The organism is Rhodanobacter sp. KK11 (assembly GCF_033345435.1).
In the GTDB taxonomy this organism is placed as follows: domain Bacteria; phylum Pseudomonadota; class Gammaproteobacteria; order Xanthomonadales; family Rhodanobacteraceae; genus Rhodanobacter.
In genome coordinates this window covers 248,578-270,361 of record NZ_JAWPMI010000004.1, presented here as the reverse complement: position 1 = coordinate 270,361, position 21,784 = coordinate 248,578, and the positions used below count along the sequence as shown (strand labels likewise).

Below are 21,784 nucleotides of genomic sequence, written 5' to 3'. Positions count from 1 at the left end.
GTGGTCTAATACGCGTTCTTGAAGCGGGGGTGCCCGGCAAAAGCCGGGCTGAGAGAGTCCCTTGGAACCTGACCCGGTTAGTACCGGCGTAGGGAGCTTGCAGATCCGGTCTGTCCCGCGACAGCCGGGTCGCCGTCGCTTCGTCCGTACTCCCTTGACGACGACGATGACGATGCCATTTCCCCGCACTCCCCTGCTGCTCGCCCTGCTCGCCGCCATCGCACCGGCCCACGCCGGCGACACCGCCGACAACCCGCAAACGACGCAACTGGCGCCGGTGCAGGTGGAAGCCGACAGCGCCACCGGCTACCGCGCCGACAACTCGCAGATCGACACCTTCGGCAGCTTCGGCAATGCGCCGCTGCGCGACACCCCCGCCGCGATCACCGTGATCACCCGCGACCAGATCGACGACCGCCAGCCGCGCACGCTGAGCGAACTGGCCCGCTCCGACGCGGCACTCGGCGACAACTACGCGCCGGTCGGCTACTACCAGGACATCGCCATCCGCGGCTTCGCGCTGGACCTGGCCACCGGCTACCGGCTCAACGACATGACCATCAGCGGCGAGCAGCTGGCGCCGCTGGAGGACAAGCAGCGGGTGGAGATCCTCAAGGGCCTCGGCGGCCTCGAAGCCGGCGTGGTCGCGCCGGGCGGCCTGGTCAACTACGTCAGCAAGCGCCCGGCCGATGTGCGCAGCGCCACCGTCGGCACCGACTCGCACGGCTCGCGCTATGTCGCGGTGGACGTCGGCGGCTGGCTCTCGCCCGCCTTCGGCGCGCGCGTGAATGCCGCCCACGAGGACATGAACTCCGATGTGCGGCACGCCGATGGCCGCCGCACGTTCCTTTCGCTGGCCGCCGACTGGAAGATCAGTTCGAACGCCACGCTGCGGCTGGACACCAATTACCAGACCAGCGGGCAGCGCTCGGTCTCCGGCTACCAGTTGCTCGGCGGCACCATGCTTCCGGCGCATCCCGACCGCACGCGCCTGCTCGGCTTCCAGCCGTGGCAACAGCCGGTCGGCATCGACGCCAGCAACAGCACGCTGCGCTTCGATTACCGCTTCAGCGACCAATGGAGCACGCAACTGTCGGCCGGCCACAGCCACGTGGTGATCGACGACAACGTGGCGTTCGCCTACGGCTGCTTCTACTCGCCCGACTGCGCCAGCGGCGCCACGCCGGGCTGGTTCTTCGCGCCGAACGGCGACTACGACATCTACGACTACCGCAGCCCCGACGACACCCGCGTCAATGACGAGGCGCGAGCGGTGCTGAAGGGCGCGTTCGACACCGGCGCGCTCAGCCATGAAATCAGCGTCGGCACCAGCGCATTTCGCCGCAGCATCGACCGCCGCCCCTATGTCTACGACTACGTCGGCACCGGCAACATCGACCAGGTGGACCCACCGGTGTTCGCGCCGTCGCCGAACCAGCCGGGCGCGTCGGCACGCCGGCTGACCAGTTGGCAGCACTCGGTGTTCGCGCTGGACCGCGTGCACCTCGGTCCGCAGTGGCAGGTGCTGTTCGGCGGCCGCTTCGTGCGCCTGCACGAGCGCGCCTACGACGCCGGCGGCGTGCCGGAACGCGACACGCGTCTCAGCAAGGCACTGCCACAGGCTGCCGTGCTGTGGCAGCCCTCCGCGCAACTGACCACCTACGTCAGCTACAGCGAAAGCCTGTCGCTGGGCAACGAGGCACCGTACTGGACCTCCAACGGCGGTACCACGCTGCCCCCGTTGCTGGCACGTCAGGCCGAAGCCGGCGTGAAGTACGCCTGGAGCGATACGCTGGATCTTTCGGCCGCGCTGTACCGCATCCGCCAGCCGTACCAGTTCGCCCGGCCGGACGGCACCGCCGAAGGCTTCACCTTCGTGCAGCAGGGCAACGAGGTGCACAGCGGCCTGGAACTCAACGCCGCCGGCCAGCTCACCGACAACCTGCGCCTCACCGCCAGCCTCAACCTGATCCGGGCGCGCGCCGAGGGCACCGGCGCCCCGACCTACGAAGGCCACCAGGTAGTCAACGTGCCGCGCCTGCGCAGTGCGTTGTATGTCGACTACCGCCTGCCGTTCGCACCCCGGCTCGGCCTGCTCGGCGGCTGGCGCTATGCCAGCCCCAACGTGGCCACGCCGAACGGTCTGACCCGCGTGCCGGCGTACAACGTGTTCGATGCCGGCCTGCGTTACGCCAGCCAGTGGAACGGCCATGCGCTGACCTGGCGACTCAGCGTCGACAACGTGTTCAACCGCTTCTACTGGCGCGACACCGGCAGCTCCGGCGGCGACAGCTACCTGTTCCCGGGTGCGCCGCGGCTGGCCCGGCTGTCCGTGACGTACGCATTCTGAGCGGCCGGCAGCCATGACCTGGGTCGAACTCGTCGCCGCGCTGGTCAGCGCCTGGGGCGTCTGGCTCACCACCCGCCGGCGCCCGTGGTGCTGGCCGGTGGGGCTGATCTCGGTGCTGGTCTACGCGTGGGTGTTCGTCCACGCGAAGCTCTACTCCGATGCGCTGCTGCAGCTGGCGTTCGCGGTACTGATCGGCTACGGCTGGTACCGCTGGCTGCAGCACATGGGCGAGGACGGCCGCGTCGAAGTGGCCGCGCTGCCGCGACGGCAGGCGATCGTGCACCTGGCGCTCGGCAGCCTCGGCGCGCTGGCGCTGGGCGCGTTCATGCACTACCGCACCGACGCCGCCCTGCCCTGGCTGGACGCGGCGCTCACCGCCTTCAGTCTGGTCGCGCAGTGGTGGCAGGCCAAGCGGCACGTCGCCGCGTGGTGGCTGTGGATCGTGGTGGACGTGATCTACGTGGGCGAATACGTCTACAAGCATCTGCTGATCACGTCAGTGTTGTATGTGGGGTTCGTGGCACTGGCGGTGATCGGCCTGCGCGCATGGCGGCGCGTGGACAAGGCACCCACGCCAGCTCTCCCCATCCCGCCTCGCTGAAGCCCGCTGCAGCGCGACGTCGCTCTCGGCAGCACTCCACCCGGTGCCCGCCAAGCCGGAGCGATCAGAGCTTGCTGTGCTCCACCTGGCGCTCGCGCTGCATCAGCGTCCATTCGGCGTGTTCGGTGAGTGCCGCGTCGCCGAGCGAAAGCAGGATCTGCCGCTGCAGCACGGGATCGTGCGTGCGGTCCAGCGCCGCGCGTGCGCTGGCGAAGATGCGCTGCATGAAGCGGTACTGCCTGATCAATTCCTTGTCGGCCTTGCGGTAAGCGTAAGCCTCGCGCACGGCGGCGATGATCGACAGCACCGCCATGACCATCACCAGGGTGGTCTTGGTTTCCTGCGACAGCTTGAGCACGAAGGCGGCAAGGAACACGCTGATCGCCACGCCGCCCCACAGGCTGAGCGAGCCGATCGCTTCGGTCACGTGGTGCAGGCCGGTGCGCTCGATGGTCTTGCGCTCGTAGTAATGCAGCTGCCCGGACTTCCCCGACTCCCCCACCCACTCCGCAATGACGTCCGCCAGCGCGGTCGGCGGGGACGTCGCCACACCGGTCGCCGCGTCGAGGCCGGCAGCGCGCATGACGTTGCGGATCCAGCCCAGCTCGATGTTCTGCCTCTGCAGGAAGTTGTCATGCGCGAACTCGTGGTCGGCGTTCGCCGAGACGCCCGCCCGTCGCCAGTACGACTGGATCCGCAGGCCCTCCGCCAGCGCGCGGTAATCCAGATACTTGCGGTGCCAGCCGCGATACCGGGCCAGCGCCGCCACCGCGCCGCCGCTGGCGAACAGGAACAGGAACAGGTAGATCAGGAAGTTCTGCGCGGGCATGTGCGCATAGAACGTGAAGGCGATGCCCATCAAGGCCGCCAGCGTGTAAGTCAGGCGCATGGCCAGCAGTACCCGCCGCTGGAAATGCATCGCCAGCCAGTCGGCGGCATGGAACAGTCGATCGATCGCCGCGGTGTCGCGCGTTCCGGCGGCCGCTTGCGCCGGCGCGGCCGCGGCGATCGCGTCGGCGTATTTGTCGCATTCGCGATTGAACTCGACCATGCGCGCGAACATCAGCCGGAAATCCGCCGGCAGGCTGTCGGCGGCGGAAACCGTGTCAGCGGTACGCCACAACACCTGCAAGGGCAGCAGCCCGGCCGCCGGCGCACCATCGGGCCCGTCGCGCGAACAGACGATGTGATAGAGCAGGCTCTCGTCGCCGCCGCCCAGCACGTGGCGCGTATCCCGGCGCCGGTCGATCAGGCCCGGCATGCTGCCGCTCAGATGGTATTTCACGATCTGCGCGGTGCCGCCGAGCCGGCCCGATTCCTTGCCGTCCCAGATCGCCAGCAGGACATGGCAGTGGCTGGCGATATACACGCCGGCCTTGGCGTATTGACGATCGCGCGCGAAGCCCGGCGTGCCGAGCTCAAGCAACGACTGCTCCTTCGGCAGCGGCAGCTGCATGACCTCGGCCTGCGCGCACAGCGCGTCGAAACCGGCGCGCACCGCCGGGTCGGCAAAGTCATCCACGTACAGTTCCCGCGGCAACGGCAACGGCGCGACCAGGCGCGCGCCGGCGGCGAGCGCCTCGTGCGCCACCAGCTGGTCGCCGCCCTCGGCCAGTGCCGACAGCACCACCAGCGGCAGCGCAGGGAAGTCGCGCCGCAGTTGCGCCAGGAAATCCCGCACGCGTTGCCGGATCGGCTCGATTTCGCCGGCGGGGATGTTGCGATGGCTGGTGACGCCGATGACCAAGGGAGTCATGACGGCTTCCGGGTGAAGAGGGCTACGCACGATGGACCACGCACGCTCCCGCAGGCCCATGAAACCCCGCAGGAGGCCGCTGCCGGCAGCCTCCTCACGGAGCCGCATGAGCCCTGATGAATGCCAGGGCCGCAGCGCACCCTAATTATTCTTGATCGACGGGCGAGTGGCGGTGTCCGGCGAGGGCGTCCTCACCAGTGCGGATTCCTGCTCGGCTTCGCTATTCGCCAGGACGTTCTCGTCGTCAGCGGGCAGCGGCGTGGCCGGAGCGTCCTGACTTTCATGGCTGGTCTTTGGCATGTCGGTCTCCAAGGTGGTTGAAGCGATGACGTTGGTGCTCCGTGCCGGCATCCGTGCCTTGATGCGCATTGCCCCGAATTTTCCAAGGCTGCCGCGATGTCCGGACCTGGAGCCTGTCGGGCTCCTCGGGAACTAGTTGTTTTTGATCGACGGGTTCGTATTGGTCTCCGTGAGGGATGTCTTGTTGGACTGGTAGACCACACCGCCGATGGTGGCGCTCAGCTGATAGACCCAGTCGCCCGCCGTGCTGGCGCTGTTGTTGAGGTCGCTCATGGTTATTTCGTTGCCGTTCGAGCTGAGCGTCGGGGAGCCGAAGATGCCTGCCGGTGGCGCCGGGTCGACCCAGGCGAAGCCCGGCTTGGCAGCGTTTTGCGCATTGAACGATCCCGACGCCGCGTTGCCGTTCAGCTGCCAGGTGATGGTTTGCGCGTTGGGGCCTCGGCTGACGTGATTCGCGTTGTCTTTCTGATCGATGTCGAGACTTGGCGGGCTCGTGCTGTTGTCGAGGGTGACCTTGAGAAGGTTTGGCATGATGGATTCCTTGGTGATGAGGGTTTGATCCGATACCGCACTTGCCGGTGTTGCCTGCCCCCTGTTCGTTGCGCCCGGCCTTACTGACGGGCGCTGGTGTCGGTTGCCGCCAGCAGTTTCTGCTGGAAGGCCGCATTGACCGGATAGTCGATCCGCTCGCGCCGCAGCACGGCCAGCAGCGCCGCATCGCGGTAGCCGCTGCTCCACAGTTGCCGGATCACGGCCTGCGCTTCGGCTTTCATGCCCAGCGCCAGCAGCGCCTCGACCTGCAACGCCAGCAGACGCGGATCGTCGCCGCCGCTTTTCACCGCCTGCATCGCGTTCAAGGCGTCGTTGCGAAGTTGTCGGGTGGCCCGCGCCTCATCGGATACTGCCGCGAGCAAAAGCTGCGCTCCTGCCGTCGCCAGCAGAATGGCGCGGTCGTCGGGCTGCTTGACGAACAAGGGGGCGAGGATGGCCAGTGCAGCCTGCGCCTGCCTGCGCGCTGCGTCGGTTTGGCCGGCGGCCTGCGCTTGCGCGGCTTGCTCAAGCTGGGCCTCGGCGAACTCGCGCTGCCGGCCGACGTTTGCCGGATCCTGTTTCGTCAAGGCAAGGAAAATGGACAACGACTGCGCATTCAGCGCCTGAGCCGCGGGCAGATCGCCGCTCAGGCGCCGCAGCCGGCCCAGCTGTGAGGCATACAGTGCCAGATGCTCCTGGAAGCTGGTATTGCCCGGATCGATCTTCGTCAGTTGCCCGGCGATGTCGACCGCCTGTTGCAGATCGCGCATGCCCGCTTTGACGTCGCCGGTCAGGGCCAGCGTGCGCCCCAGAATGGCGCGAACGGTAAGCATGCTCTCGCGCTGATCGTTGTCCCTTGGGTCGCGCGCGGAGAGCGCGGTTTCGATCGTGTCGTCGGCGGCGTATTCGGCGACGGCCGTGGCAAGGTCGCCGCGCATTAATGCCAGCTTGCCGAGATTGTTGTGCGCTCCGCCCAATTCCAACGCCCACTCGGTGTTGCCGGGTTTGGTGGCCACCAGCTTCCGCGACAACACCAGCGCCTTGTGGTAGTAGCCGGCGGCCTCGTCCAGCTGACCGCGCGCTTCGAGCACATGGCCGATGTTGTTGTCCAGCATGGCCAGTTCGTACTGGAAGGGCAGGTTATCCGCGGCATTTGAACCGACACGCTGCAGAACGGTTTGCGCCGACACAAAACTCCGTTGCGCCGCATCCAGCTGTCCCTGATACCAATGGGTCATGCCGACGAAGGTCAATACCCGTGCATAGGCGTGCTGTCGCGCGGCATCTGCGGGAGCTGCCTCCGCCAGCGTGGCAGCGAGCTTCGAGGCCGCCCGAAACGACGCCATCGCCGCCGGCAGATGCCCCTGATCCAGCCGCACGCTGCCGATCTTTTCCAGCGCCTTGGCGCGCTGCGCCAGCGCTGCGTCGGTGACGTCGGCGGTCGGCAGCGACTGAAAATAATTCATCGCCTGGTCGTCGACGGCTTCCAGGATGTCCAGGCGCGACACTTGCCGAAGCTTGTCGTTGAGATCGCCGAGCATGAAGCCGACCAGATCCTCGGCCTGCTTCTGCCGGCGCTCGGCGGCCTGGCTGGCGACCACTGCGGCGTGGCGGGCGATCATGGCGGTGATCGCCAGGGTGGTGGTCGCCGCCATCACGATCAGCGCCAGCGTGGCCAGCGCCGCCATGCGCCGGGCGCGTCGCTGCAGCTCGCGCCGCTTCAGCGCATCGAAGCCGAGGTCGAGCATGCCGGCGATCAGCTTCAGCTTGGCGTTGGCCTTGCCGTCCTTGCCCGCGCGCGCGTCGGCGGCGATCGGCTCGGTGCGCTCATGGCTCAACGCACCATCGGCGCCGAGCTGGTGACGCAGTGCCGGCGCGAAACATTCCTCGACGGCGCGGCCGGGCAGCTCGCTGGCGCCGGGTTCGCCATCGACGATCAGGCAGAAGATGCGCTCGCTGCGGCCGAGCCGCTTGAACGCCAGCACTTCCTCGTTGACCCAGTGCGAAGTCGCCGAGTGCGGCGAGCAGATCACGATCAGGTTGGCCGATTGCGCCAGCGCCTCGTTGACCTTGCGGCCGAGGTCGGTGGCGCTGGCCAGCTCTTCGCGATCGCGGAAGATCGGCGCGAGGCGGGCGGGGATTTCGCCAAACGCCGTCACCTGGCCGACCAGGCGCTTCGGAACCGCGTAGGTTTCCAGCGCCCGATGCAGCCAGCCCGCCCAGGCCTTGTCCCGGTGGCTGTAGCTGATGAAGGCGCGGTACCGGAACACCGGCACCGCGGAAGCTTGCGTCATGACGCATTGGCTCCCGCACGAGGTGACGCATTCCCTTGCCGGGAAGTCCCCATCCACTCGACCTGACCCCGGTCGCCGGCCGGTCTGGACACTCCGGCAGGCACCCGTGGCGCGGGACAATAGCACCGTAAATGTGATGCAAGCCTCATTTTTTGAAGGCTTGAAGGCGGTTTCGGGGCTTGGAACCGCGCCATCGCGCCGCTCCGGCGCACCGGCAGGCAAACCGCCGGATTCCGCTGGTCGAACCGCCAGGCCGCCCGTCTGGCGGCTTTCCGTTCCGGCCATGGTGCAGACGACACCAGCCGGAGGCAGAATGTAGCCACCATGAAAAGCCTGACGACCGGAATCCGCCTCTCGGCTGCCGCCTTGCTGCTGGCCGCGGCACCGATCGCCGCCGGCCAGGACATCTACAAGTGCACGCAGGGCGGGCAAGTCGCCTACACCGACCATCCCTGCCCGAACGGCAGCGGCGAGTTGCTGCACCAGGCCGACGACACCGAGATCATCGACCGCTACCTGCGCCTGGGCCAGGACGAGCTGGCAAAGCGTTATGCGGATTCGCACCAGTTGGAAGCGCTCTACCAGCAGCGCCTCGACGCCCGCCAGCAGGCGCTGGACGAAAAGGCCCAGCGCCAGGTCGATGAAGCCTACGCTGCGCAACAGCGTGCCGAAGAGGCGCAGCAGCAGGCGCTGGCCGACCAGGCCGCGGAGCGCGACCGGCTGCAGGCCGAGAACCAGACGCTGCGCCAGCAGAACGCGGATTACCAGAACCAGTTGAACCAGCCGGTCTACAACGCGCCGCCCGCCTACTGGGGCGCCCCGCCGTACCCACGCCGCCATCGCGACCGTGACCACGACGGCGACCACCATCCGCCACCGGTATCGGACAAGCCGATCTTCCACCCGTGCAAGCAGCTGGCCGGCGGTCGCACGCAGTGCTGACAGGCCTGGCCTGACGGACCAAGGCCGCCGGGAAAAGTCAGGGCAACGCGGGAATCGCCAGACTGCGTTCCGCATCGCCGGTAGCGCCGGTGCGCAGGCTGGGCGGCAGGTGCCCGACGTCACCCACCGATATCACCTTGTAGCGGCCGTCCGCCTCGACCAGGATCCGGGTGATGCTGGCGTTGCCCACCGACATCTCCAGCCATGCGCGGCTGTCCACGCCCAGTGCGCGCACGACCATGTTGCGGATCACGTTGCCGTGGCAAACCATCAGCTCGGTCCGCGCATGCCCCGTCGCCGGCCTGAAGTAGCGGGCGAACAGGCGATCCAGCTGCTGCTTGCACGCCGCCAGGTCGGCCGGCTTCTCGTCCGCGACGGCCTCGGTACGCCGCGTCGGCGGCGTGCATTCGGCAAGGTCGTCCACCACCTCGAAGCGGCTGCCGGGAACATCGGCGGCGATGATGGCCGCCGTGTCTCTCGCACGCTGCACCGGACTGACGTACATCGCGCCGAAACGCCCAGGCAGGCCCGCCAGGCGCGCCCCAACCAGGCGAGCCTGCGCCACGCCGAGCGGCGCCAGGTGCGGGCCCAGCTTCGGATCGGCCTTCGCATCGGGCAGGTAGTAGCCGTGGCGCACCAGCACGATGGTGCGCGTCGCCGGTGCCTCGGCAGCGCACAGCGGCGCCGTCAGCAACAGGCAGCAAAGCATCAACGAAAGACGGGGCGGCATGGCATGTCTCGACGCGGGATCAGTGCCCGGAGTATCCACCGGCGCCCCACCCCGGACCAACCGTTCTGCCGCGGCGCGACCCGCCTCGGCCCCGCGCCTCACTTGAACCGATGGATGAAACCGACCCTGAAGCCGCCGGGCAGCCAGCTGACGATCAACGGCGAATCCCGATGCGCCGCCCACAGGCCAACTCCGGTACCGAGCGCGGCGCCGACCAGCACGTCGCTCTGCCAATGGCCATGCGTCTTCACCCGCGCCACCGCATCGTAGGCCGGCAGCAGGGCCAGCGCATACACCGCCGGGTGGTCGCGGCCATAGGTGACGATGAACGGCGTGACCGCCGCCGAGATTGCTGCCACTTCCCCGCTGGGAAAACTCTGCGCGTGGCTGCCGGCGAAGAAGCGGTCGGGATTGTCGGTCTGTGAAGGCCGCTCGCGCTGAAAGGCGTACTTCATCGCCTGGGCGCCGACGCTGGAAATCACCATGGCATCCACCGAGCGCCAGAACGTGTCGCCCAGTTGGTCGTTGTCGCCAAAGACCAGGGCACCCCCGACGACCGTACCGATCGTGCCGTACAGCAGCGCATTCTGATCGGAGCGGTTCCAGATGCCGCTGTTGTCGTAGCGGACGCGGTGGTCGATGCCGAGCGGGCCGCCACCCGCATGGGCAGCGCCCGAAACCAGGATGGCGGCGGCGCATAGCCAGGATCGCAATGCAGGCATCTCGCGGCTCCCGCATGACAGGCAGCGCCTGCCTTCCGGCCCGGACGCTACGCGACCCAGCTTTCGGTTGGCTTACGCGGCCAACCCGGAAGGGCCGTCGAAGCGCGCGCGAAAAAAGCGCACTCTGGGCTACCTAGGCCGACCCCGGATGCCGGGACGAACGGGAACCTCATGGAAAGTGCGGACGCGATCATCGTCGGCGCGGGCCCGGCAGGCCTTGCCTGCGCGGCGTGCATGCGCCAGCGCGGCCTCGACGTGCTGATCCTGGAAAAGGCCGGCGCGGTCGCTTCGGTGTGGCGGCGCCACTACGACCGGCTGCACCTGCACACGGACCGTGGCCACTCCGGCCTGCCCGGCATGGCGATGCCGCGCAGCTGGCCACGGTACCCGTCGCGCGCCCAGGTCGTCGACTATCTGGAAAGCTACGCGGCGCAGTTCGATCTGCAGCCGGTTTTCCACTGCGCGGTACACACGGTCCGTCGCGATGGTTACGCGTGGCGCGTGGAAACGACGCGGGGCGAGTTCACCGCGCCGGTGGTGGTGATCGCAACCGGCTGGGCCGATTTCCCGCATCGCCCGCGCTGGCCGGGGATGGATGCCTATCAAGGCCTGCTCGTCCACAGCAGCGACTATCGCAACCCGGCGGCCTGCGCGGGCAAGCGGGTGCTGGTGGTGGGCTTCGGCAATTCGGGCGGCGAGATTGCGCTGGACCTGGCGCAAGCCGGAGTCGACGTGACCCTGGCCGTGCGCGGCCCGGTGCAGATCCTGCCGCGCGAGCTGCTGGGCATCCCGATCCTGACCTGGGCGATCGCGCAGGCGCACCTGCCCGCGCGCGTGGCCGACTTCATCAACGCGCCGGCGATCCGGCTCGCCATCGGCCCGGTCAGGAGGCTCGGCTTGACCATCGCCCGCAAGGGGCCGCGCCGCATGATCGAGGAAGACCGTCGCATCCCCCTGCTCGACGTGGGCACGCTGGCCCGGATCCGCGACGGCGCGATCAAGGTGCGCGGCGGCATCGAGCGCTTCACCCGCGATGGCGTGGTGTTTGCGCAGTCGCCAGCCGAACCGTTCGATGCCGTCATCCTCGCCACCGGCTTCCGCCCCGACCTGCGCCCGCTGCTGCCCGAGGCGCATGGCGTCTTCGACGACCACGGCATGCCGCTGGTGACCGGCCGCACAACGTCCGAACCGGGGCTGTTCTTCTGCGGACTGATCGCCTCACCCACCGGACAATTACGCGAGATCGGCATCGAAGCCCGGCGCATCGCCGGCCTGGTGGCGGCTTGCCAGAGGTAGCCGCAGCCCCTTGCCGGTTAACGCGGCAGCACTCCGCGATAACAATGGAAACACCGGAGAGGTGCCACAATGCATGGGAGTCTCCACGCGGTTCCGCGATGCTTCAAGGAGGTCACCATGAAACGGTTCCAAACCACCCTGCTTTTCGGAATGCTGTCGATCGCGGCAGGCACGGCCCTGGCCTCCTCCGGCTCGCTCAACGAATTCCCGCCCAGGTTCCTGCCGGTGCTGGTGCAGGTGAACGCCCACGGCAAGGTCACCGACGCCTCACCGGCGATGGAACTTTCGCCGCGGCTCAACCGGCTGCTGCTGCAGAACCTGAATGAGATGATCGTCAAGCCGGCGACCGAACACGGGCGCCCGGTGTCCAGCCAGTTCGTCGCCAACCTGGCCCTGCGCACGACGCCTCGCACCGAAGGCAACTACGACGCCCAGTTCGTCTTCGTATCGAGCTCGCCGGTGCCGTCGGGCTCCTGGTACTGGGTCCACATCGACGGTCATCGGCTGGCGCTGGCGAGCCGGGATTCCTTCAATCGCGGGGCACGCATCCGCTTCAACGGCGACCGGAGAATGAGCCGACCCTGGACTCCCGCAAACTACCGGTCTGCGCCCATGCCGCTCATCCAGAACGCCATCCGCAGCACGCCCAGCCCCGCACCGGCACGCGCACCCGGACAGGGTCGCTGACACCTGACAAGGGCTGACATGAAAAGGCCCGCCTTCAGCGGCGAGCCTTTTGTTTGAAACAGCAAGCCAGGCGGCTTACGCCCCCAGCAACACCCGGTTCATCCTCTGCACGAACGCCGACGGGTCCGGCAGCTGCGCACCGGCCGCAATCTCGGCCTGCTCCAGCAGCAGCGTGGCCAGGTCCTTCGCCTTCGCCTCGTCCGCTTCCGCCTCGACCCGCTTCAGCAGCGCGTGCTGCGGGTTGATCTCCAGCGTGGGCTTGTTCTCGGGCATGTCGTGGCCGGCTTCGCGCAGCAGGCGGGCCAGGTGCGGGGCCATTTCGTAGTCGCTGAGGGCCAGGCACGACGGCGAGTCGGTGAGGCGTGCCGACACCTTCACCTCGCCGACGCGGTCGCCGAGCAGGTCCTTGAGTTTCTTCAGCAGCGGCTCGGCTTCTTTCGTCGCTTCCTCCTGCTTTTTCTTGTCCGCCTCGTCCAGCGGCAGCTCGCCCTTGGCCACGTTCCTGAGCTTCTTGCCTTCGTACTCGCTCAGGCTGCCGATCATCCACTCGTCGATGCGATCGGACATCAGCAGCACTTCGATGTCCTTGGCCTTGAACGCTTCCAGCTGCGGGCTGCCGAAGGCGGCGGCGTAGCTGTCGGCGGTGATGTACCAGATGGCGTCCTGGCCGACGGCCATGCGGCCGATGTAGTCGTCCAGCGAGACGTTCTGCGCCGTGCCTTCGCCCTTGGTGGAGGCGAAGCGCAGCAGCTTGGCGATGCGCTCGCGGTTGTTGGCGTCTTCGCTGATGCCTTCCTTCAACGTGTTGCCGAACGCCTTGTAGAAGGTGGCGAACTTCTCCGGCTCGTCCTTGGCCAGCTTCTCGATCAGGTCGAGCACGCGCTTGACGCAGGCGGCCTTGATGCGCTCGAGCTGGCGGTTGTGCTGCAGGATCTCGCGGCTGACGTTGAGCGGCAGGTCGTCGGCGTCGACCACGCCGCGCACGAAGCGCAGGTAGTTCGGCAGCAGTTCCTCGGCCGCGTCCATGATGAAGACGCGCTTGATGTAGAGCTTGAGTCCCTTGCGCTCGTCGCGGCCGCCCATCATCAGGTCGAACGGCGGTTGCGAGGGGACGTACAGCAAGGTGGTGAAGCTCTGGCTACCCTCGACGCGGTTGTGCGTCCACGCCAGCGCGTCGTTGAAGTCGTGGCCGAGCGACTTGTAGAAGCTCTGGTAGTCCGCGTCGGATATCTCAGCCTTGGGTTTGGTCCACAGCGCCGAGGCGGCGTTGATGGTCTCGAACTCGTCGGTGGGCTTGTCGTCTTTTTCCTTCGGCATGCGGATCGGGAAGGCAACGTGGTCGGAGTAGCGGGTGATCAGCGCGCGCAGCTGCCAGCGGCTGAGGAACTCGTCCTCGTCGGCCTTCAGGTGCAGGATCACGGCGGTGCCGCGCTCGGCCAGCTCGACCGGCTCCAGCGAGTACTCGCCCTTGCCGTCGCTCTCCCACTTCACGCCCTCGCCTGCCGGCGCGTCGGCGCGGCGGCTCAGCACGGTGACCTTGTCGGCCACCACGAAGGCGGAGTAGAAGCCCACGCCGAACTGGCCGATCAGGCGCGCGTCGGCCTTCTGCTCGCCCGACATGGCTTCCAGGAAACGGCGCGTGCCGGAGCTGGCGATGGTGCCGATGTTCGCCACCACCTCGTCGCGGCTCATGCCGATGCCGTTGTCGCGCACGGTGACGGTGCGCGCGGCCGGGTCCCAGCTGACGTCGATGTGCAGCTCGCTGTCGCCGGCGGAAAGTTCCGGCTTGGCGATCGACTCGAAGCGCAGCTTGTCGCAGGCGTCGGAGGCGTTGGAGATCAGCTCGCGCAGGAAGATTTCCTTGTGCGAGTACAGCGAGTGGGTGACCAGGTGCAGTACCTGGGCGACTTCGGCTTCGAACTTGCGGGTTTCGGCGGGTGCGTTCATGCGTGGATGTTCCGTTGTTGCGTTGACGATGGCGTGATTCCTCCCCCTGCTGGCAGGGGGAGGTCAGGAGGGGGTAGCTTTTGATCTCAAGCCTTGTCAAAAGCACCCCTCCCCGTCCCTCCCCTGCCTTGCAGGGAAGGGAGCAAAGCCTGCGATCAGACGCCGCGCTGCAGCGCGGCGATGCGCTCTTCCAGCGGCGGGTGGCTCATGAACAGGCGGCGGAAGCCGTCGGCCAGCGGGCCGGAGATGCCGAACGCGGCGATCGTGCTCGGCAGCGTGCTCTCGCCGTGGTTGGCCTGCAGCCGCTGCAGCGCCGAGATCATCGCGCCGCGACCGGCGAACTGCGCGCCCGCCGCGTCGGCGCGGAACTCGCGCCAGCGCGAGAACGCCATCACGATGATCGAGGCGAACAGGCCGAACACCAGCTGCAGCACCATCACCGTCACGAAGTAGCCGATGCCGGTGCCGCCCTCGCGGTCATCGCGGCCGCCCGACATCCAGCTGTCGACCAGCCGGCCCACGATGCGCGCGGCGAGGATCACCAGCGTGTTCAGCACGCCCTGGATCAGGGTCAGGGTGACCATGTCGCCGTTCGCCACGTGGCCGATCTCGTGGCCGAGCACGGCACCGGCCTGCTCGCGGTTCATCTGCTGCAGCAGACCGGAGCTGACCGCCACCAGCGAGCTGTTTTTCGTCATGCCGGTGGCGAAGGCGTTCATCTCCGGCGCGTCGTAGATCGCCACTTCCGGCATGCCGATGCCGGCGTTCTGCGCATGGCGGCGCACGGTGTCGACCAGCCAGCGCTCGGTCTCGTTCTGCGGCTGCTCGATCACCCGCGCGCCGGTGGACCACTTGGCGATCGTCTTGGACATTGCCAGCGAAATGAAGGCGCCGCCCATGCCGAACACGGCGGCGTAGGCCAGCAGGCCGCCCATGCCGCCGTAGCCGCGCGCGGCGGCCATCTGGTCGATGCCGAACAGACGGCAGACGATGCTCAGCAGGAGCAGGACGGCAAGGTTGGTGGCAATGAACAATGCGATGCGACGCATGGCTGTCTCTCTTTGGCAGTCATGAAGGAAACGGAAAAACCGCGGCTCAAGATTCGGGGCGCAAGTGGCATCTTTCAAGGGCCGCGAAGGTGGCGACCGGTCACGTCCCGCTACCCTAGAATGCGCCGATGAGCTACCGCGGCCGCTTCGCCCCCTCGCCCACCGGACAGCTGCACTTCGGCTCGCTGGTCGCCGCGGTGGGCAGCTGGCTGTGCGCGCGACATGCCGGCGGCGAGTGGCTGCTGCGGGTGGAAGACATCGACCCGCCGCGCGAGGTTCCCGGCTCGGCGTCGAGCATCCTCGCCGCGCTGCCGGCGTTCGGCCTGGTTGCCGACGCGCCGGCGCTGTTCCAGTCGCAACGCATCGCCGCCTACGACGCCGCGTTCGAGCAGCTGCGCGCGACCGGCCAAGTGTTCCCGTGCTGGTGCAGCCGCAGCGAGCTGGCCGGCACCGGCGGCATCCATCGCGACGGCCACTGCGTCGCGTCGCCGCGGGCGGACCAACCGCCGGCCTGGCGATTGCGCGTGCCGGACATCACCATCGCATTCGACGATGCGCTGCAAGGCCCGCAGCGGCAGAACCTGCGCGACGAGGTGGGCGACTTCGTGATCCGCCGGGTCGAGGGTTTCTATTCGTACCAGCTCGCCTGCGTGGTGGACGACGCGTACCAGGGCATCACCGAGGTGGTGCGCGGGCAAGACCTGCTCGACTCCACGGCGCGTCAGATCTGGCTGCAGCGCTGCCTGGGCCTGCCCACGCCGGCCTGGCGCCACCTGCCGCTGGTGCTGGATGGCGAGGGACGCAAGTTGTCCAAGTCCGAACAGGCCTTCCCGGTCGACCCGGCCGACCCGCTGCCGGCGCTGCGGCGGGCACTGGCGTTCCTGCGGGTACCGGCGCCGGCCGCGGCAGCAAATGCCGGCGATCTGCTGGCGCAGGCGCTGGCGAACTTCGACCCGGCGGGTTTGCCGCATTGCAGCGGTCACTCTTTCGCCTGAAACGCTATAAATGCAGTACGCATCGGCGTCCCGCGGCAACGGCTGCAACATGCCCCCGCCATGCTCCGGGGCGACAGCCCTCCGCTTCACTTGCACAGGAGTTACAAGGACATGACGCAGCGCACGGCATTGGTCACAGGCGGCACCGGCGGCATCGGCAGCGCGATCGTTCGCTACCTTGCCGGGCAAGGGCATCGGGTAGCCACCAACTATCGCGACCCGGGCAAGGCCGAAGCCTGGCGCAAGGCGATGGCGGCCGAGGGCATCGAGGTGTGCATGGTGCCCGGCGACGTCTCCGACCCGGTCGCCTGCGAGGCGATGATCCGTGCGATCGAGCAACAGTGCGGGCCGGTCGACATCCTGGTCAACAACGCCGGCATCACCCGCGACACCACCTTCCACAAGATGACCTACGAGCAGTGGACGGACGTGATCAACACCAACCTGAACGCCTGCTTCAACGTCACCCGCCCGGTGATCGAAGGCATGCGCGCGCGCAAGTGGGGCCGCATCGTGCAGATCAGCTCGATCAACGGCCAGAAGGGCCAGTACGGCCAGGCCAACTACGCCGCGGCGAAGGCCGGCATGCACGGCTTCACCATCTCGCTGGCGCAGGAGAACGCGAAGTTCGGCATCACCGTGAACACGGTCTCCCCCGGCTACGTCGGCACCGACATGGTGATGGCGGTGCCCGAGGAAGTGCGCGAGAAGATCGTGGCGCAGATCCCGGTGGGCCGCCTCGGTCGCCCGGACGAAATCGCCCATGCGGTGGCGTTCTTCACCGGCGAGCAGGCCAGCTGGATCACCGGCGCCAACCTGGCGATCAACGGCGGGCATTACATGGGGTGGTAATGACCCGGTAGGAGCCCGCTGGCGGGCGATGCTCTTGCTCTGGAGCCGCAAAGCAAACAGCATCGCCCGCCAGCGGGCTCCTACGAGGAAGGCAGCAGCTTCTCCAGCACCTTGCCTACCGCCGCGAAGGCGAACGCGCCGGTGACGTGGGTGGCCGCGCCAAGCCCGCCACCGCAGGCCAGGTTCATCGCGTCGCCGCCCGGCGGGCGGGTGCCGCACACGGTGCCGTCGGGTTGCGGGTACTGCACGTTCTGCAATGAGTAGACCGCGGACACGCCGAAGTAGCGGCCCGGGTTGCGCGGGAAGTTGAAATCCGCGCGGAGCTTCTTGCGGATCAGGCTGAACATCGCGTCGTGCTCGGTACGCGACAGGTCGCGCACGCGGATCTGGGTCGGGTCGGTGCGCCCGCCGGCCGAACCCACGCTGACGATCGGCAGCTTGCGCCGGCGGCACCAGGCGATGGTTTCCAGCTTCACGCGGAACGCATCGCAGGCATCCAGCACCATGTCGTAGCCGCGGTCGAGCAGTTCGTCCAGCGTGGACGGGGTGAGGAAGCGCTCGACTGCCTCCAGCCGGATGGTCGGGTTGATCGCATGGGCGCGTGCCGCCATCACGCCCACCTTGGACTTGCCGTACTCGCCGTCCAGCGCATGCAGCTGGCGATTGGTGTTGGACACGCAGACCTCGTCCGCGTCGATCAGGGTGAGCCGGCCCACGCCGCTGCGCGCCAGCGCCTCGACCGCCCACGAACCGACGCCGCCGATGCCGATCACGCACACGTGCGCACCCGCGAGCGTGGCCACGCTGCCAGTGCCATACAAACGCTCGACACCGGCGAAACGTTCAGTCGGAAAGGTCATCCCGCCCGCAGCGCCGTCGAGCGGATGCGTGGTCGTATCTGCGTGGGTCACCGGCGAATCCTGCAATGCGAATGCGGCATTTTATCGTGCCTGCGTGGATGCGGTGCGCCCGTGCGGGTTATCCTGCGCACTTCCCCACTCATGGAACCGTACCGATGCGCGTAGCCCTGATGATCCTGCTTGGCCTGGCGATCGGCGTGATCGGTACGGCCAACGTGATGAACGCGCTGGCCGCGCGCAACCCGATGCCCAAGGCGGTGATGGAAACCATGGGGTACCACATGGGCGAACTGAAGAACGCGATGAAGGCGAAGCAGTGCGACCCGGTCAAGGTGCAACATCACCTGGCCCGCATGGAGTCCACGTCCAGCGACATCATGCCGGTGTTCGGCATCGATGAAAAAACCTTCACCGACGACGCCACCCAGTTGCAGAACCGCCTGCAGCAGGCCGTGCAGGCCGCGCCCGTCACCTGCGAGGCGCTGGCCGCGGCGATCAAGCCGGTCGGCGAGACCTGCAAGAGCTGCCATCAGCAATATCGCTGAAACGTCTTCCTCCCCTGCCTGCAGGTAAGGACAGAATCAGAAGCGGATCTTGCCGCGCAGCATCTGGCCGTACATCACCCAGTCGCCGGCCAGGCTGTACAGCGGGTGCTTGAACGTGGCCGGGCGGTTCTTCTCGAACCCGAAGTGGCCGATCCAGGCAAAGCCGTAACCGAACACCGGCGCCAGCCACAGCCAGCGCAGCTGACCACTCGCCAAGGCCAGCACGATCACCGCCAGCACCAGCGTGCTGCCGATGAAGTGCATGCGCCGACAGCTGCGGTTGCTGTGCTCGCTGAGGTAGAACGGATAGAACTCGGCAAAGCTGTTGTAGCTGGACATCGTTCTGCTCCCCCGCGGAATGCCCTGATAGTGCCACGCAAGAGTGCCGCATGCCCTGCCTATTCCGGCAGCGGAATGAACTCCTTGTCGTCACCGGGCACTTTCGGAAAGCGGCCTTCGCGCCAGTCGGCCTTGGCCTGCTCGATGCGATCGCGCGTGCTGGCCACGAAGTTCCACCACAGGCTCCGCTCGCCATCCAGCGGCGCGCCGCCGAACAGCATCAGGCGGCTGGCCTCGTGCGCGCGCAGCGACGGCGCCGACGGGCCGGCCTGTACCGCCATCTGTTGTGCGCCGAGCGCCAGCTCGCCCCAGGCGACCGCGCCCTCGACCACGTGCACGCCACGCTCGACGTGCTCCGCCGGCAGCGCCAGTTCGGCGCCGGCGGCCAGCTGCACCTCGAGGAAGAACATCGGCGCGAACACCTTCACCGGCGAGCGCTCGCCGTAGGCCGTCCCCGCGATCAGCACCGCATCCACGCCGGGCCGGCGGATCCGCGGCAACGCCTCGCGCTCGTGGTGGTGGAACTCCGGCGCCACCTCGGCATCGGCCTGCGGCAGCGCCACCCAGACCTGGATGCCGTGCAGCTGCTGGCCGCTGGCGCGCGCCTCGGGCGGCGTGCGCTCGGAATGCACGATGCCGTGCCCGGCCGTCATCCAGTTCACCGCGCCGGGGCGGATGTCGGCCAGACTGCCCAGACTGTCGCGATGGCGGATCACGCCGTCGAACAGCCAGGTCACGGTGGCCAGGCCGATATGCGGATGCGGCCGCACGTCCATGCCGTTGCCGGCGGCGAAGGTGACCGGCCCCATGTGGTCGTAGAACACGAACGGGCCGACGTGGCGCGCCAGCAACACCGGCAGCATGCGCCGCACCACGAAGCCGTCGCCCAGATCGTGCAGGCGGGTACCTTCGACCAGGGTCGGCACGACGTTCATCACGATCTCCTCAGCGATTTACCACGCCCGCTGATATTGCACGGGCGCCTCGATCTTTGCACCCAACTGCTGCGCGGCGCGACGCGGAAAGTATGGATCACGCAGGCTTTCGCGGGCGATCAGCACCACGTCGGCGTCGCCGTTGGCGACGATCTGCGCGGCCTGCTCGGCACCGGTGATCAGGCCCACCGCGCCGGTGGCGATACCCGCCTCGCGGCGGATCTGCGCCGCGAACGGCACCTGGTAACCGGGCGCCGGCGTGATCTTCGCGTGCGGCACCAGGCCGCCGCTGGAAACGTCGACCAGATCCACGCCCAGCGGCTGTACCTGGCGCGCCAGTGCCACGCTCTCGGCTGCGCTCCAGCCGCCGTCGGCCCAATCGGTCGCCGAGACGCGCAGCCACAGCGGCAACTCGACCGGCCACACCCCGCGTATCGCGGTGACCACCTCGCGCACCAGCCGGGTGCGGTTCTCGAAACTGCCGCCGTAGCGATCCTCGCGGCGGTTGCTCAACGGCGACAGGAACTGGTGCAGCAGGTAGCCGTGCGCCGCATGCAGCTCGACCAGCTCGAAGCCGGCCGCCAGCGCGCGCTGCGCCGCGGCGCGGAAGTCCTCGACCAGTTGGCGGATGCCGGCCTCGTCCAGCGCCTGCGGCACCTGCCAGCCTTCGTCGAAAGCCAGCGCCGACGGCGCCACGATGGGCCAGTCGCCCTGCCCGGCCGGCACCGGGCCGTGTCCTTCCCACGGTCGCCGCGTGCTGGCCTTGCGCCCGGCATGCGCCAGTTGCACGCCGGCGACCGCGCCATGCGCCTTGATGAAGCGGGCGATCGGCTGCCATGCCTCGACCTGGACCTGGTTCCACAGGCCGGTGTCCTGCGGCGAGATGCGCCCCTGCGCGGTCACCGCGGTGGCCTCGGCGATCACCGCGCCCGCGCCGCCCACCGCGCGGCTGCCCAGGTGCACCAGATGCCAGTCGTTCGGCAGGCCGTCGACGGCCGAGTACTCGCACATCGGCGACACCACCAGGCGGTTGCGCAGGCGCAGGCTGCGCTGGGCGAATGGCTCGAACAGTTTCATGGGGAAATCCGGCAAGGCGGGCACTTCGACATGCTGGCGGGCCGCCGCGGAATCAACCGGCCGAATGGTCACGCACGATGGACGCTGCGTCCGATGCAGTCAGCCAGTCGGCGAGGCGCGAGGCGATCGGCACCGGCGTGTTCATCCAGCTGAAGTGATCGGCCGGCACGCCGTCCATGTCCGCGCGCGCGATCACTTCCACGCGCCGCTCGCCCGGGCCGAGCTTGCCCAGCAACCAGTCCAGCGACGCCGGCGGGCCCAGCCAGTCTTCCTGCAGGCGCAGCGCCAGCAGCGGCAACTGCAGCTCGGCCAGTCGGCGCTCGAAGTCCTGCGCGATCCCGGCCGCCGCATAACGGCCAGTGCGACCGCTGCGCGCCCAGTCGGCGGTCACCCCGCGCGCCTCGTTGCCGCCGAAACCGATCCGCCGCCCGGGCAGGTAACCGACCAGCGCGGCCAGCAGCGGCGCCAGTGCATAAGCCGCTCCGATCAACCAGCCATGCCGGAAGCGACGCCAGTACGGCGAACCGCTGGCGACCAGCAGCAGGCCGGCGAAATCGTGCGGATGCAGGCTGGCGTAGAGCAGGCCGAGCTGGCCGCCCAGGCTGTGCCCGCCCAGCCAGCGATGCGCCAGCGGCCAGCGCCGGCGCACCTCGGCCAGGCCGGCGGGCAGATCGCCCTGCAGCAGTTCGCGATAACCCCAGTTGCAGCCACGGCCGGCACGCCGATCACTGGAACCGATGCCGCGCCACTCATGCAGCACCACCGCGATGCCCCGCGCCGCCAGCGCCTGCGCCAACGGCAGGTAATGCCGGGCCGGAATACCCATCGCCGGGACCCAGTACAGCAAATGCCGCCAGGCGCCGGCGGGAAGCACGACCAGCAATTCACAGCGGGCGCCGTCGGCGGCGGTTACCGGAACCACCAGCGGCTCGCTCGCCGGGGAGGTGCTCGAGACGAATGAATCGGACATCGCCCC

At 68.2% G+C, this 21,784-nt stretch carries 21 protein-coding genes and 1 riboswitch; of the genes, 8 read left to right on the top strand and 13 right to left on the bottom strand.

From position 1 onward, the window contains the following. Positions 1–15 precede the first annotated feature (15 nt). Positions 16–112: riboswitch (TPP riboswitch) on the top strand. 54 nt (positions 113–166) lie between these two features. Both R5H19_RS11800 and pnuC read left to right on the top strand, forming a co-directional pair. Beyond that, on the top strand, positions 167–2,350 hold the full coding sequence (locus R5H19_RS11800; protein WP_318159200.1) for a TonB-dependent siderophore receptor: 2,184 nt from the start codon (positions 167–169) through the stop codon (positions 2,348–2,350). 13 nt (positions 2,351–2,363) lie between these two features. Further along, positions 2,364–2,951: a nicotinamide riboside transporter PnuC gene (gene pnuC / locus R5H19_RS11795; protein WP_318159199.1), complete on the top strand. Its 588-nt coding sequence runs from the start codon at positions 2,364–2,366 to the stop codon at positions 2,949–2,951. 64 nt (positions 2,952–3,015) lie between these two features. Here the strand turns inward: pnuC and R5H19_RS11790 are convergent, their stop codons facing one another. From R5H19_RS11790 to R5H19_RS11775, 4 genes are all read right to left on the bottom strand, one after another. Continuing rightward, a complete protein-coding gene (locus R5H19_RS11790; protein ID WP_318159198.1) occupies positions 3,016–4,707 on the bottom strand; it encodes a hypothetical protein in 1,692 nt (563 codons plus the stop codon). Positions 4,708–4,848: 141 nt separating this feature from the next. After that, on the bottom strand, positions 4,849–5,076 hold the full coding sequence (locus R5H19_RS11785) for a hypothetical protein (protein WP_318159197.1): 228 nt from the start codon (positions 5,074–5,076) through the stop codon (positions 4,849–4,851). A 63-nt stretch (positions 5,077–5,139) separates the two neighbouring features. Next, positions 5,140–5,538: a hypothetical protein gene (locus R5H19_RS11780; protein ID WP_318159196.1), complete on the bottom strand. Its 399-nt coding sequence runs from the start codon at positions 5,536–5,538 to the stop codon at positions 5,140–5,142. Positions 5,539–5,618: 80 nt separating this feature from the next. Next, the gene (locus R5H19_RS11775) at positions 5,619–8,264 is read right to left on the bottom strand and encodes a toll/interleukin-1 receptor domain-containing protein (RefSeq protein WP_318159195.1); all 2,646 of its coding nucleotides are present in this window, start codon (positions 8,262–8,264) and stop codon (positions 5,619–5,621) included. Here R5H19_RS11775 and R5H19_RS11770 point away from each other — a divergent pair. Beyond that, positions 8,199–8,774 carry a DUF4124 domain-containing protein gene (locus R5H19_RS11770; RefSeq protein ID WP_318159194.1) on the top strand — a complete coding sequence of 192 codons (576 nt, stop codon included), beginning with the start codon at positions 8,199–8,201 and terminating at the stop codon, positions 8,772–8,774. The genes R5H19_RS11775 and R5H19_RS11770 overlap by 66 nt on opposite strands. 37 nt (positions 8,775–8,811) lie before the next feature. Here the strand turns inward: R5H19_RS11770 and R5H19_RS11765 are convergent, their stop codons facing one another. Both R5H19_RS11765 and R5H19_RS11760 read right to left on the bottom strand, forming a co-directional pair. Then, positions 8,812–9,504, bottom strand: a complete 693-nt coding sequence (locus R5H19_RS11765; RefSeq protein WP_318159193.1) for a histidine phosphatase family protein — start codon at positions 9,502–9,504, stop codon at positions 8,812–8,814. A gap of 98 nt (positions 9,505–9,602) precedes the next feature. Then, positions 9,603–10,226: a phosphatase PAP2 family protein gene (locus R5H19_RS11760; protein WP_318159192.1), complete on the bottom strand. Its 624-nt coding sequence runs from the start codon at positions 10,224–10,226 to the stop codon at positions 9,603–9,605. Between the two features lie 171 nt (positions 10,227–10,397). Here R5H19_RS11760 and R5H19_RS11755 point away from each other — a divergent pair, with 171 nt between their 5' ends. Together R5H19_RS11755 and R5H19_RS11750 are read left to right on the top strand one after the other, a co-directional pair. Then, positions 10,398–11,522, top strand: a complete 1,125-nt coding sequence (locus tag R5H19_RS11755; protein ID WP_318159191.1) for an NAD(P)/FAD-dependent oxidoreductase — start codon at positions 10,398–10,400, stop codon at positions 11,520–11,522. Positions 11,523–11,672: 150 nt separating this feature from the next. Then, positions 11,673–12,209 carry a hypothetical protein gene (locus R5H19_RS11750; RefSeq protein WP_318159190.1) on the top strand — a complete coding sequence of 179 codons (537 nt, stop codon included), beginning with the start codon at positions 11,673–11,675 and terminating at the stop codon, positions 12,207–12,209. A gap of 75 nt (positions 12,210–12,284) precedes the next feature. Here the strand turns inward: R5H19_RS11750 and htpG are convergent, their stop codons facing one another. Together htpG and htpX are read right to left on the bottom strand one after the other, a co-directional pair. Further along, positions 12,285–14,156: a molecular chaperone HtpG gene (htpG, locus tag R5H19_RS11745; RefSeq protein ID WP_318159189.1), complete on the bottom strand. Its 1,872-nt coding sequence runs from the start codon at positions 14,154–14,156 to the stop codon at positions 12,285–12,287. A 155-nt stretch (positions 14,157–14,311) separates the two neighbouring features. Beyond that, a complete protein-coding gene (gene htpX, locus R5H19_RS11740) occupies positions 14,312–15,205 on the bottom strand; it encodes a protease HtpX (RefSeq protein WP_318159188.1) in 894 nt (297 codons plus the stop codon). 128 nt (positions 15,206–15,333) lie between these two features. On the opposite strand from htpX, the gene gluQRS reads away from it, so the two are divergent. After that, the gene (gene gluQRS / locus R5H19_RS11735) at positions 15,334–16,200 is read left to right on the top strand and encodes a tRNA glutamyl-Q(34) synthetase GluQRS (RefSeq protein WP_318159187.1); all 867 of its coding nucleotides are present in this window, start codon (positions 15,334–15,336) and stop codon (positions 16,198–16,200) included. A gap of 111 nt (positions 16,201–16,311) precedes the next feature. Next, entirely contained in the window at positions 16,312–17,052 is a 741-nt protein-coding gene (phbB, locus tag R5H19_RS11730) for an acetoacetyl-CoA reductase (RefSeq protein ID WP_318159186.1), read from the top strand. 80 nt (positions 17,053–17,132) lie between these two features. On the opposite strand, the gene R5H19_RS11725 is transcribed toward phbB, so the two are convergent. Then, a complete protein-coding gene (locus R5H19_RS11725) occupies positions 17,133–17,912 on the bottom strand; it encodes a tRNA threonylcarbamoyladenosine dehydratase (RefSeq protein ID WP_318159532.1) in 780 nt (259 codons plus the stop codon). 155 nt (positions 17,913–18,067) lie between these two features. Here R5H19_RS11725 and R5H19_RS11720 point away from each other — a divergent pair, with 155 nt between their 5' ends. After that, on the top strand, positions 18,068–18,457 hold the full coding sequence (locus tag R5H19_RS11720) for a cytochrome c (RefSeq protein ID WP_318159185.1): 390 nt from the start codon (positions 18,068–18,070) through the stop codon (positions 18,455–18,457). A 36-nt stretch (positions 18,458–18,493) separates the two neighbouring features. On the opposite strand, the gene R5H19_RS11715 is transcribed toward R5H19_RS11720, so the two are convergent. Genes R5H19_RS11715 through R5H19_RS11700 form a run of 4 tightly spaced genes read right to left on the bottom strand, consistent with a single transcriptional unit; the run spans position 18,494 to position 21,778 of the window. Then, positions 18,494–18,796, bottom strand: coding sequence for a DUF962 domain-containing protein (locus tag R5H19_RS11715; RefSeq protein ID WP_318159184.1), 303 nt, complete (start codon positions 18,794–18,796; stop codon positions 18,494–18,496). Positions 18,797–18,855: 59 nt separating this feature from the next. Further along, a complete protein-coding gene (locus tag R5H19_RS11710; protein WP_318159183.1) occupies positions 18,856–19,731 on the bottom strand; it encodes a pirin family protein in 876 nt (291 codons plus the stop codon). Between the two features lie 18 nt (positions 19,732–19,749). Then, on the bottom strand, positions 19,750–20,808 hold the full coding sequence (locus R5H19_RS11705; RefSeq protein ID WP_318159182.1) for an NADH:flavin oxidoreductase/NADH oxidase: 1,059 nt from the start codon (positions 20,806–20,808) through the stop codon (positions 19,750–19,752). Positions 20,809–20,860: 52 nt separating this feature from the next. Next, positions 20,861–21,778 carry an alpha/beta fold hydrolase gene (locus R5H19_RS11700; RefSeq protein WP_318159181.1) on the bottom strand — a complete coding sequence of 306 codons (918 nt, stop codon included), beginning with the start codon at positions 21,776–21,778 and terminating at the stop codon, positions 20,861–20,863. Positions 21,779–21,784 lie beyond the last annotated feature (6 nt).

Coding starts and splice junctions, on each gene's coding strand:
- R5H19_RS11765 (WP_318159193.1), bottom strand. CDS start 9,504: ATGCCGCCCCGTCTTTCGTTGATGCTTTGCTGCCTGTTGCTGACGGCG.
- R5H19_RS11720 (WP_318159185.1), top strand. CDS start 18,068: ATGCGCGTAGCCCTGATGATCCTGCTTGGCCTGGCGATCGGCGTGATC.
- R5H19_RS11705 (WP_318159182.1), bottom strand. CDS start 20,808: ATGAAACTGTTCGAGCCATTCGCCCAGCGCAGCCTGCGCCTGCGCAAC.
- R5H19_RS11790 (WP_318159198.1), bottom strand. CDS start 4,707: ATGACTCCCTTGGTCATCGGCGTCACCAGCCATCGCAACATCCCCGCC.
- R5H19_RS11755 (WP_318159191.1), top strand. CDS start 10,398: ATGGAAAGTGCGGACGCGATCATCGTCGGCGCGGGCCCGGCAGGCCTT.
- phbB (WP_318159186.1), top strand. CDS start 16,312: ATGACGCAGCGCACGGCATTGGTCACAGGCGGCACCGGCGGCATCGGC.
- htpX (WP_318159188.1), bottom strand. CDS start 15,205: ATGCGTCGCATCGCATTGTTCATTGCCACCAACCTTGCCGTCCTGCTC.
- R5H19_RS11785 (WP_318159197.1), bottom strand. CDS start 5,076: ATGCGCATCAAGGCACGGATGCCGGCACGGAGCACCAACGTCATCGCT.
- R5H19_RS11800 (WP_318159200.1), top strand. CDS start 167: ATGACGATGCCATTTCCCCGCACTCCCCTGCTGCTCGCCCTGCTCGCC.
- R5H19_RS11715 (WP_318159184.1), bottom strand. CDS start 18,796: ATGTCCAGCTACAACAGCTTTGCCGAGTTCTATCCGTTCTACCTCAGC.
- R5H19_RS11780 (WP_318159196.1), bottom strand. CDS start 5,538: ATGCCAAACCTTCTCAAGGTCACCCTCGACAACAGCACGAGCCCGCCA.
- gluQRS (WP_318159187.1), top strand. CDS start 15,334: ATGAGCTACCGCGGCCGCTTCGCCCCCTCGCCCACCGGACAGCTGCAC.
- R5H19_RS11700 (WP_318159181.1), bottom strand. CDS start 21,778: ATGTCCGATTCATTCGTCTCGAGCACCTCCCCGGCGAGCGAGCCGCTG.
- R5H19_RS11725 (WP_318159532.1), bottom strand. CDS start 17,912: ATGACCTTTCCGACTGAACGTTTCGCCGGTGTCGAGCGTTTGTATGGC.
- R5H19_RS11750 (WP_318159190.1), top strand. CDS start 11,673: ATGCTGTCGATCGCGGCAGGCACGGCCCTGGCCTCCTCCGGCTCGCTC.
- R5H19_RS11710 (WP_318159183.1), bottom strand. CDS start 19,731: ATGAACGTCGTGCCGACCCTGGTCGAAGGTACCCGCCTGCACGATCTG.
- R5H19_RS11760 (WP_318159192.1), bottom strand. CDS start 10,226: ATGCCTGCATTGCGATCCTGGCTATGCGCCGCCGCCATCCTGGTTTCG.
- htpG (WP_318159189.1), bottom strand. CDS start 14,156: ATGAACGCACCCGCCGAAACCCGCAAGTTCGAAGCCGAAGTCGCCCAG.
- pnuC (WP_318159199.1), top strand. CDS start 2,364: ATGACCTGGGTCGAACTCGTCGCCGCGCTGGTCAGCGCCTGGGGCGTC.